The sequence below is a fragment of the Congregibacter sp. genome (assembly GCF_045107095.1).
Lineage (GTDB): Bacteria > Pseudomonadota > Gammaproteobacteria > Pseudomonadales > Halieaceae > Congregibacter.
The window spans coordinates 1-9,297 of record NZ_JBGCFU010000123.1 but is presented as its reverse complement, the minus strand read 5'-3'; the positions used below and the strand labels follow the sequence as shown (position 1 = coordinate 9,297).

General features: G+C 53.7%; 14 protein-coding genes. 5 read left to right on the top strand and 9 right to left on the bottom strand.

Features of this window, described 5'->3' with window-relative positions; genetic code table 11:
- From AB8B76_RS14865 to AB8B76_RS14845, 5 genes are all read left to right on the top strand, one after another.
- Positions 1-496: LysR substrate-binding domain-containing protein (locus AB8B76_RS14865; protein ID WP_405273650.1), on the top strand; the 496-nt coding region annotated here is incomplete at its 5' end.
- 128 nt (positions 497-624) lie between these two features.
- A complete protein-coding gene (locus tag AB8B76_RS14860) occupies positions 625-1,164 on the top strand; it encodes a hypothetical protein (protein ID WP_405273649.1) in 540 nt (179 codons plus the stop codon).
- Positions 1,165-1,214: 50 nt separating this feature from the next.
- Positions 1,215-1,925, top strand: a complete 711-nt coding sequence (locus tag AB8B76_RS14855; RefSeq protein ID WP_405273648.1) for a crotonase/enoyl-CoA hydratase family protein — start codon at positions 1,215-1,217, stop codon at positions 1,923-1,925.
- Positions 1,925-2,548 carry a tRNA-(ms[2]io[6]A)-hydroxylase gene (locus AB8B76_RS14850; protein ID WP_405273647.1) on the top strand — a complete coding sequence of 208 codons (624 nt, stop codon included), beginning with the start codon at positions 1,925-1,927 and terminating at the stop codon, positions 2,546-2,548. Before AB8B76_RS14855 ends, AB8B76_RS14850 begins: the two co-directional genes overlap by 1 nt.
- On the top strand, positions 2,545-3,774 hold the full coding sequence (locus AB8B76_RS14845; RefSeq protein ID WP_405273646.1) for a hypothetical protein: 1,230 nt from the start codon (positions 2,545-2,547) through the stop codon (positions 3,772-3,774). The genes AB8B76_RS14850 and AB8B76_RS14845 overlap by 4 nt, the downstream gene beginning before the upstream one ends.
- 2 nt (positions 3,775-3,776) lie before the next feature.
- Here the strand turns inward: AB8B76_RS14845 and AB8B76_RS14840 are convergent, their stop codons facing one another.
- The 9 genes from AB8B76_RS14840 to AB8B76_RS14800 form a co-directional block, all read right to left on the bottom strand.
- Positions 3,777-4,883, bottom strand: coding sequence for a zinc-binding dehydrogenase (locus AB8B76_RS14840; RefSeq protein ID WP_405273645.1), 1,107 nt, complete (start codon positions 4,881-4,883; stop codon positions 3,777-3,779).
- Between the two features lie 109 nt (positions 4,884-4,992).
- Complete coding sequence (locus tag AB8B76_RS14835) at positions 4,993-5,544, bottom strand: methylated-DNA--[protein]-cysteine S-methyltransferase (protein WP_405273644.1); 552 nt, start codon at positions 5,542-5,544, stop codon at positions 4,993-4,995.
- A gap of 92 nt (positions 5,545-5,636) precedes the next feature.
- A complete protein-coding gene (locus tag AB8B76_RS14830; protein ID WP_405273643.1) occupies positions 5,637-6,263 on the bottom strand; it encodes a LysE/ArgO family amino acid transporter in 627 nt (208 codons plus the stop codon).
- 80 nt (positions 6,264-6,343) lie between these two features.
- The gene (locus AB8B76_RS14825; protein ID WP_405273642.1) at positions 6,344-6,706 is read right to left on the bottom strand and encodes a VOC family protein; all 363 of its coding nucleotides are present in this window, start codon (positions 6,704-6,706) and stop codon (positions 6,344-6,346) included.
- Positions 6,707-6,748: 42 nt separating this feature from the next.
- The gene (locus AB8B76_RS14820; protein WP_405273641.1) at positions 6,749-7,492 is read right to left on the bottom strand and encodes a class I SAM-dependent methyltransferase; all 744 of its coding nucleotides are present in this window, start codon (positions 7,490-7,492) and stop codon (positions 6,749-6,751) included.
- 69 nt (positions 7,493-7,561) lie between these two features.
- Positions 7,562-7,930 carry a VOC family protein gene (locus AB8B76_RS14815; protein WP_405273640.1) on the bottom strand — a complete coding sequence of 123 codons (369 nt, stop codon included), beginning with the start codon at positions 7,928-7,930 and terminating at the stop codon, positions 7,562-7,564.
- A 55-nt stretch (positions 7,931-7,985) separates the two neighbouring features.
- Positions 7,986-8,414, bottom strand: a complete 429-nt coding sequence (locus AB8B76_RS14810; RefSeq protein WP_405273639.1) for an MAPEG family protein — start codon at positions 8,412-8,414, stop codon at positions 7,986-7,988.
- A gap of 33 nt (positions 8,415-8,447) precedes the next feature.
- Positions 8,448-8,810 (bottom strand): cupin domain-containing protein, encoded by a 363-nt coding sequence (locus tag AB8B76_RS14805; RefSeq protein WP_405273638.1) that lies wholly within the window; start codon positions 8,808-8,810, stop codon positions 8,448-8,450.
- An 82-nt stretch (positions 8,811-8,892) separates the two neighbouring features.
- On the bottom strand, positions 8,893-9,297 hold a 405-nt coding region (locus AB8B76_RS14800), incomplete at its 5' end, for a GNAT family N-acetyltransferase (RefSeq protein ID WP_405273637.1).

Here is a 9,297-nt window from a genome sequence, read left to right as displayed (position 1 = left end):
GCTTGTTCCCTTACCCTTGCGATCAACTAGTCTGGCTGTGGATGTGCTGTTTCGTGAACCCTTGCTGCTAGTAGCCTCCAAAGAGGCGGGCTTGGCGGTGGATGGTGTTCTTCAAGAACAAGAGCTCGCCGGTATGAGTATCCTGGGGCTGGACGAGCGTCATCAGCTGCACCAAGAGGTGCAGCGTATCTGCGAGCGCACTGGGGCGGTACTTAACAGAGACTATGAGGGCACGAGTCTGGACACGCTACGTCAGATGGTCGTAATGGGTATGGGCGTAGCGTTCTTGCCTGCCTTATACATCCGTTCGGAAATACATCGCCCGGAAGAATTGGACGTGATTCGTATCGAAGGCTCGCGCCTCTTCAGAGAGCACGCGCTGGTTTACAGGAATGGCAGTCCCGTACGTCATCTCTATCAAGCGCTTGCGACGCTCATTCGCGAGCGCATGAGCGAATCCTTCAATGACGTGGTGACGCCGATTTTTGATCGCTGAGTCTACTGGGTGCTCAAGCCCCCGCCGGTAAGGCTGAACACTCTCACGAGCAACTTTTCCCCGAGCTGGATATCGCGTAGCATCCTGCCCCAAATACACAGCAAGTCCTTGTTTTGGAGTCGTTTTTCATGAGCCGTAGTCTTTTTATCTCTATCCACCTTTATCTCTCGTCATTCTTCGCGGCAGTCGTTGTACTCGTCGCGTTCTCGGGTGGTATGTATCTGTTGGGCGTAAAAGGTTCGCTGGAAACAACTCCCGTCGGCCAAACAGACGGTGGCGTTGCCCTGATGAGCGACCCCAGCAAAGAGGCAGTCCTTGCGGCGCTTTCAGCGACGGGTATTGAGGGCTTCAGCTTCGACTATGTCATCACCCGCGGTGACACTCTTTACACTCGCCCAACATCGCGCACCTATTACGGTCTAACGATTGACGGCGACAGCGTGTCTGTCAGCCGCAACGAGCCTAGCTTTCAAAAGCGTATGCAGGAATTGCATTTTGGCCATGGCCCGTCTATGTACCGAGAGTTTCAGAAAGTGTTTGCTGCCGGCATGCTGTTCATTATCTTGAGCGGCGTTTGGCTTGGCCTGTCTTCCTCACGACTGCGAGTAAGAACACTCATCGCGGCGGGCAGTGGCTTGATCGTATTCCTGGGTTTGGTGATGTCCTGATCCCACCCACGGATACTGCCAACCACCTTCCCTAGAAAAGGCACACGAAAATGTCAGAACTGGTAACAATTGAAGAAAACGAAGCCTATACGATGATCACCATGGATGACGGCAAAGCCAACGCGCTGTCGTTTGCCATGTTTGAGGCAGTCAATGCGGCCCTGGACACAGCAGAAGCTGCTGGCAAAGTCGTGATTATCGCCGGACGTCCCGGTAAGTTCTCTGCTGGTTTCGACCTATCGGTAATGGGTGCTGGTGGCGAACCCATGATGAAACTGCTGCGCATGGGCGCTGACTTGTCCGTGCGATTACTGTGCTTCAGCACACCCGTCGTCTTGGCAGTTAGTGGTCATGCTCTGGCCATGGGCGCGCTCCTGTGCCTTTCCGCCGACTACCGTGTGGGCATGCAAGGTAACTACAAGCTGGGCCTCAACGAGGTCGCGATCGGAATGACCTTGCCGTGGTTTGGTATTGAACTTGCCCGTGCACGCCTAGCCGAAACGCAATTGAATGATGCGGTCGGCCTTGCTCACGTTTATGACCCCGACTCTGCAGTGAGCGCCGGGTATCTTGATGAGGTCGTGGAGGACGTGCAGTTAATCGATCGTGCCATTGAATTGGCCACAAGCTACAGCGCGCTCAACATGCCCGCTCACAAAGCAACGAAAGCGCGAATCCGCGAGCCAATGATGGCTCGACTGGAAGAAGCGTTACGCCGTGACTTTGAAGCTGGCACCTCCGCGATCGCCGCCGGCAGCTGATGGCGTCATCTGTCGCACAGCAAAAGCCTGCCGTAGGAAACCCGTCCTTCGAGAGCCCGTTGTTGTTTGCAACACCTGTCGGCTGGGTAGACGCGGTGCTCGCAGATTTTGATCGCTTTTTGCTGGATCACGCCGCCGCAGAAAAAAAGGCCTCGGGCATGGCGATTTCCATGCTCTCCCATTACCCGGACCGCGTAGAACTGGTCGAGGCCATGGCAGACCTTGCGATCGAAGAGCTGTCACATTATCGCGAAGTGGTGAAGTGGATACACCAAAGGGGTGGGCGCACCGGCGCGGACACAAAGGATGCTTATGTTGGCCGCTTTCGCAAATCTATTCGCGATGGCAAAGACGACTATCTGCTCGACCGCTTACTTACCGCAGGGATCATTGAAGCAAGGGGCGCCGAGCGATTTGCGCTCATAGCGGATGCTCTAGAGGACGGTCCTCTCCACAAGTTTTACCGGGCGATAGCACGCTCCGAAGAACGCCATTTCGAGCTTTTTCTTGGGCTTGCAGAATGCTACTTCGCCAAAGACGTTGTCGCTAGACGCTGGCAGGAGCTGCTGGAGGACGAAGCCGATATCGTACGCTCACTTCCTCTGCGTGCTGCTCTGCATTGAAACCCGCGGCGCAGTACCTTCTGCGCTATGCCGTTCCCGAGGCACGAGCGTTTTACGAACTTGCTCAAAACCAGTACACCCACTCTGAACTAGGGACTTGGCGGAACGTGCTGGTTATCCCCGCCTACAAGGAATCACCCTCGCTACTGCAAAACCTTCAGCGCTACTCGAACACCCTACTAATTCTTGTACTCAACAGGCCCGATACGGAGAAGGACCTTCATTGTAACGATGAGTTGCGAGATTACATCCAAACACTAAAAGAAGAATCGCGGCCTTCCAAAACCAACAGCACGCTGCGCTGTGTCGATGCCAAACAAAATAACCATGTACTGTTGATAGAACGGGCAGAGCCTTTGCCACGGAAAGAAGGCGTAGGCCTTGCTCGCAAGCTGGGCTGTGATGTTGCCTTAGCTTTAGCGGCCACCGACGTGGTGACAAGCCCTTGGATTCACTGTACCGATGCAGATGCGGTGCTCCCCTCCGACTACTTTTCAGCGGCAGCTTCAAGCGACGCAGCGGTGGCCTTGATCTATCCGTTTGCGCACATGACGCCTGCTGATTGCGGTCAAGCACAAGCGACTAAATTCTACGAGGCGTATTTGAACCACTACGTCGAGGGACTTCGCAGTGCGGGCTCCCCCTATGGTTTTCACACTATTGGCAGCTGCATTGCAATAAAAGCAGAAACCTATGCTGTAGTGAGGGGATTCCCCCGTCGCGCCGCAGGTGAGGACTTCTACCTCCTCAATAAAGCCGTTAAGGAAGGTCAGGTTCGCACCCCTGACTGTGAACCCATTCTGTTGTCGGCAAGACTGTCCTCCCGAGTACCCTTCGGTACCGGACCGGCATTGCAGCAACTACTAGACGGAGATTCACTGGAGTCCGTGCCGTACTTTTACGACCCTCGATGCTTCGAAGGGCTCACCGCACTCATCGGCTATGCAAAAGAACAGGGAGTGCCAGGCAGCAAGGTTGGCGATTTCGGCACTGGCTTGCGAGACCATCCTGAGACACTGGCCGCGGTCATCGAATTAGGTTTGGAGAGGTTTCTTGATCATGCAAAAAAACAATGCGCCACTAAGGGCGCATTTATTCTTCAGTTTCATCAATGGCTGGACGGCTTCCGTACGCTCAAGCTCATTCACGCGTTGAGCGTCCATTGGCCTAAATTGACCGCAGCTGAGTCCGCCCAAAGACGGACTAGCCACCAGTCGGCGCCCTAGATCTAGGCGTGAGGCGTAACGAGGTACTTCTCACCGGTTTTCATCGTCCGGTAATCAGTCGCCGCTTCTTTAGTCAGCATCTCTTCAAGGTTCACCCGGCTCTTGTAAGAGCTGGCAAAGGTGGACGTCAGGCCGGCTAAAACGCGCTGGCGCATACGCACCATTGTTTCCATACCCGCATTTGCCAGGAAGGGAGTGAGCAACCAGCCCGACAGGGTCCATCCAAATCCATAAGCAGGCGTGAGCATTGTCGGAGTAAAGTCCAAGCGCCCATAGATGTACATCTTCTTGGCCTGCTCAGAACCGTATCGTGAGAACTCGGTCATTTTACTCACAGCAACCTGCTCCATCGCCTTAAAGCAGGTGTCTACCATATTGCCGCCACCGATAGGATCAAAGCCGTAGTAAGCGCCCGTTGTTTCGATCGCATTTTTGAGCTGCTTGAAGTAATCATCATCAGATGAATTCACAACGTGCGTGGCGCCCAGGCCTTGCAGCATTTCAACATGCTCTGCTTTGCGAACAATGTTAACCAATGGAATATCGTCTTCCTGGCAAATTTTTACCAACATCTGGCCAAGGTTAGACGCCGCTGCTGTGTGCAGAATCGCGCTTTGACCTTCCATTTTTGCGGTCTCAACAAAACCAAGCGCCGTCATAGGGTTCACAAAAGCAGATGCACCCTGCTCTGAAGTGATGTCGCCCAAAGGCAGACACATGCCGGCATCCGCATAGCAGTACTGCGAGTAAGCGTTACCCGGTACGCAGGCAACTCGTTGACCCATAAGAGCTTGCGCAGCTTCGCTATCACCGGCAGCAATCACAGTACCGGCACCTTCGTTACCTACCGGTAGACGCTGCCCATGTCGTGCTTTTTGCGCGCTGTAAAAAGGCTCTGGCATGTCGGCAACAAACTTACCCGGCGTGTATTCCGCGTTATCGAGATCCGCGGCGCTGGTAAGAATTGCAAGATCGGAGGGATTGATGGGGGCGGCTTCCATCTGAACAAGCACGGAGTTGCCCTGTGGGGCCGCGAATTCTTTTTCGACAACCTCGACCGTCAATTTGCCATCTGCGAGAGTGCTATAAAGCTGCTTACCTGTAGTCATGAACTGCTGTCCTTTTTTGTCTTAGGAAAGATAAGGGCCGCAGAGTATAGCCGCCAGACAGCAAAACTGCGCCCCCTGCGTAACCACCGTCATTTGGAGAACCCAGCTGCTAATCCCGACCAAAGGCAGGATCGTCGAACAAGCCCGGTGCCTCACCAAACTGGGTTCCTTCCAAGGTGAGCAAACGCAGTTTGGTGTCTAAGCCCCCGTACGCGGAGAAACCGGTCAACTTGCCGTTTGCGCCGATAACGCGATGACATGGCACAACGACAGGCCATGGATTTTTGCTCATTGCGATGCCCACGGCGCGGGCGGCGCCAGGCTGCTCTAGTCGCTTGGCGAGGTCGCCGTAGGAAACCATCTCGCCTCGTGAAACATTCCTTAGCGCGCCGTAGATCAAGGCGTTAAAAGGCGACACCAACGAGTAATCTAGCGCCAAGCCTTCCAGGGCAACCGCCTCGCCTTCAAAATACGCCGTCAATGCAGCCACGGCCGCTTGAGCGTACTTGGGTAAAAGAGTCGTCGAGGTCATACCAAAGGAGCGCATTCGTGCGGCGGTTTCGTCTGCGGTAGCTTCGGGGAGTTGCACCCGCGACAGTCCCACATCGTTCCACCCAATCCCGCAGGTTCCAAAGTGTGTGTCGAATAAGGTGAAAAGCACAGTAGAGTCTCGCAAACCAGGTCGAAGGCCAGTTTAACTGCTGATGTGAGTTCTGGTGCCGTTAGGGCTGGAGTCTGTGCGGACAGCCGGGTTTACGGTGCGTTAAAGGCATGACGAAGTAAGAGCACAGCAAGGGACCACATCACGACACCAATCACGGCATCTAAAACCCGCCAGGCGGCCGGCTTTGTGAACAACGGTGCAAGCCAGCGAGCGCCAAATCCCAGCGCTCCAAACCAGACAAAGCTTGCTACGCAGGCGCCCGTGACGAACCAGACTTGTAGCGCAGGCGGTTGCTGCGCGCCAGCAGTACCCATCAGCATCACTGTATCCAGGTATACGTGGGGATTGAGCAGAGTAAACGCTGCTGCTTGTAACAATGCCGCTCCTCGACTGAGCGGCGCGCCCGTTTGATCAACAGTCAACTTCTGTGGGGCTGTGGCTCGCGCGAAAGCACGCCAACCATAAATGATCAGGAAAATAGCCCCGGCCAAGGCCATACCCTTCGCGAGCCAATCAAGCTCGCCTAGCGCCTTGGCCAAGCCAAAAACGCCTGCAGAGATTAATATGGCGTCGGCAAGCGCACAAAGCAGAACGACACTAGCCACATGCTCTCTTCGCAAGCCTTGGCGGAGAACAAAAGCATTCTGTGCACCGATTGCGACGATGAGACCCAGGCCGAGAGAAAAGCCCTGCATCGTGGGCGCAATGAACGTCACGTCAAGTGTAGCAGTCGTAGCAGAATACTGTCGATTTCGGCACGCCTAAACATAAAGAGATTTCAAAAAGAGCTGCAAACTCATGAGGGTTCCCACAACTCAATAGGATTACCTTCAGGATCGTGCAGTCTAGCGAATCTGCCATTGGGTTGCTCAGCAGCGTCTACCTCAACATCGACCCCGGCAGAACGAAGCTGTTGCGCCATGGCATCTAAATCATCGACACGAAAATTAATCATCCAGGATTGCTCCGGCCGACCGAAGTACTCTGTATTTTCGTCAAAAGGCGCAAAGACCGTAGAACCTGACTGTTGCTGCCACGGCTGGATGTCGTAAGACGTCGGCACCGGGGTTACGCCTAAATGCTCCGCGTACCAATCAGCCAGGCCTCCAGGATCTCTTGCACGAAAAAAAATACCGCCAATACCTTTTACTACCTCCATGCCAGCTCCCTGGACCCTTCCGGCCCCAACCCGTTACTGCTATTAAACATCCCAGACCGCGATCTTGTAACCAAGATCAAGGCTGTCCCTAGTTTGCAGGTGCCCGTGTTTCCGATACCACAAGCCATTATTCAAGTCGTCACGAAGCTTCTGTAGACCCGCTTCTGCGTGTTTCATTTTCGAGAAGGTAGACATGCACGACCTAACAACGGGGTCCAGATATGCATGAGGACGCGCCCAATAGGCTGCCGTAAAACCATCGTCGCAGTCAGCTGGAATCTCCAGGGGAACAAACACCACGCCGGGAAAGCTCTCGGCGATCTCATCCAGAGACGGAAAGTTCTGGCTGTCTATGTCATGTATCTCGGGAAAGTACTCTTCTGTAAGCCAATAGCGAGGAGCGTCAGGGTCCCAGGTGATGGCGACAAAGCGTGTCGTAGTGACCCGCTTGATCTCAGCAAAAGCGGCTTTACGGTCCGTCCAGTGATGCATAGACAGCACAGTCATCGAATGAGAAAACGCGCCACGCCCAAAAGGCAGCGACTCGGCTATTGCCTGCGTTACGGGCGCCGCCCCCACGGGTCTTTGCCTGATCATCTCTAGGGAAGGCTCGAGGGCCGTTACCTCCACGCCCGACACATCAGGCTCATAAGATGAGGTCCCCGCACCGATATTTAGGAGCGACGTTGCGCCTCTTAGGTGCCGCCATAACAAAGCGAATACTGCAGGGTCCGCCTTGCGACCTGCGGAGTAGCTCTTTCCAATCTTGTCGTAGACAGCTTCCATCGAAGATTCACAGGCCTAAGCTTGGACTTAGGTAGCCTTTAGGTACTAGCCAGAGGCAATGCAGCTCTCTCAACCCAGGAAAAATGCTGCCAGCTTGTTGCCATCCAGATCCCGAAAGTAACTTGCGTAAAAACCATCACCTCGTTGTCCGGGTTCGCCTTCGTCCTGTCCGCCAGCTTCCAGAGCTTTGCGATGGAGAGCATCTACTACTTCTTTAGACTCCGCTTGGATAGCGGCCATACCGCCGTTTCCGACGGTTGCAGGCTCTTGGTTGAAGGGCTTAGTGAGAGCAATGGCCCCCGCCTCCATCGAAGTTCCCCAGAGAATAAACCCATCGAGCTCCATCAACCTTTTTGCTCCGCACTCAGCAAACAGTGCGTCATAAAAAGCAGCCGCTTTTTCAAACTGATTCGATCCTAAAGTAACGTATCCAAGCATTTTGTAATCCTCTCGTTAGATCGTAGTTTTGCTAGTCATTGACTGTCATTCACAGTCACGAAAATGCTGCGCTTGCCGCATTAAAGGTCAGAATACCCAAGGGAATATTCGACAGAAAAAAGACAGCAAAGCGCAGCTCAATTTTGTTCAGGAGCGCTTGCAAAAGGCTGTGCACGACCCGCAAAGCAACATAAATCCATGCCGCGTAGATGTTCACCTCTGAACTCGCACCGAGAAAAGCTAAAGACAGCACAATGGCATAGAACACCGTCGGCTGCTCCATCAAGTGATTGTAGTTATCTGCCTTCCAGCGCACTTTTGCCGGCAACTGCGACATTTGCAAGCCCGCCGGTGCCTCGGGATCCATTTCTAACTTCATTGCCGCTATTGCGGGCAGTCTCGTCGCATACATCCAAAGCCACATAAAGGCAGACCACACGACTAACACCACCAACGGCTGCATTAGCTGAACATTTACTTCCATAACTACTCCGGCACTACCTGAAAAAAAACTTTTCTATACCCAGACGTCGTTTTCCGCCGTCAAGCCACCGCCCGCTTCGCCCGTGTTGATCACACCTTTAGGTTCAACGAGCATAATCCGACATTCCTCCGACGCTTTCGGCTTGTGCTCAACACCTTTCGGAACCACGTACATCTCCCCCGCTTTGAGGGTGACTTCTCCATCTCTGAACTGTATCTCCAGGACGCCCTCAATGACGATGAATACTTCATCAGTGTCAGAATGCGAGTGCCATACAAATTCGTTCTGCACCTTGGCTATCTTAAATTGGTAATCATTCATTTCGGCGACAACCCTCGGAGACCAGTGCTCCGAGAACTTTGAAAACTTCTCGTCGAGATTTATTGGGGCGTGCACGGTTTTTCCTCCGGGTAGGCCGTCCTCACTTGAAGAGCCTAAGGAGACTCAGCGCAACAAAGACATAAAGAAAACGACCTCACTAATACCGCTCATGGGTGCTGTCTTCGCATTGGCTCTTATTCGTAATGTTATACACCTCTACGTCAACCAGATCACCGTACCTATCTTGGCTTCGGATCTTTTTTACGGGAGTCATTCCGAGCTTCCGCATAACGCCACCTGACGCTGGATTGGACGACAGATGCTCTGCAGTGACACTCTCAAGGCCGAGGTTTTTAAAGGAAAACTTGATCATCGCCTTTGCTGCCTCAGTGCAATAACCATCTCCCCAGAACGGCTCACCTAACCAGTAACCTAGCTCCGCTCGCAAAGGCTCAAAGTTGTGGAGCCCTATTGCCCCAATCAGTTGTCCACTTTCAGAGAGAGTGATCGCGTACGCCACATTGGTCCTCGCCTCCCAACCAGCCTTGTGGGTCGCAACCCA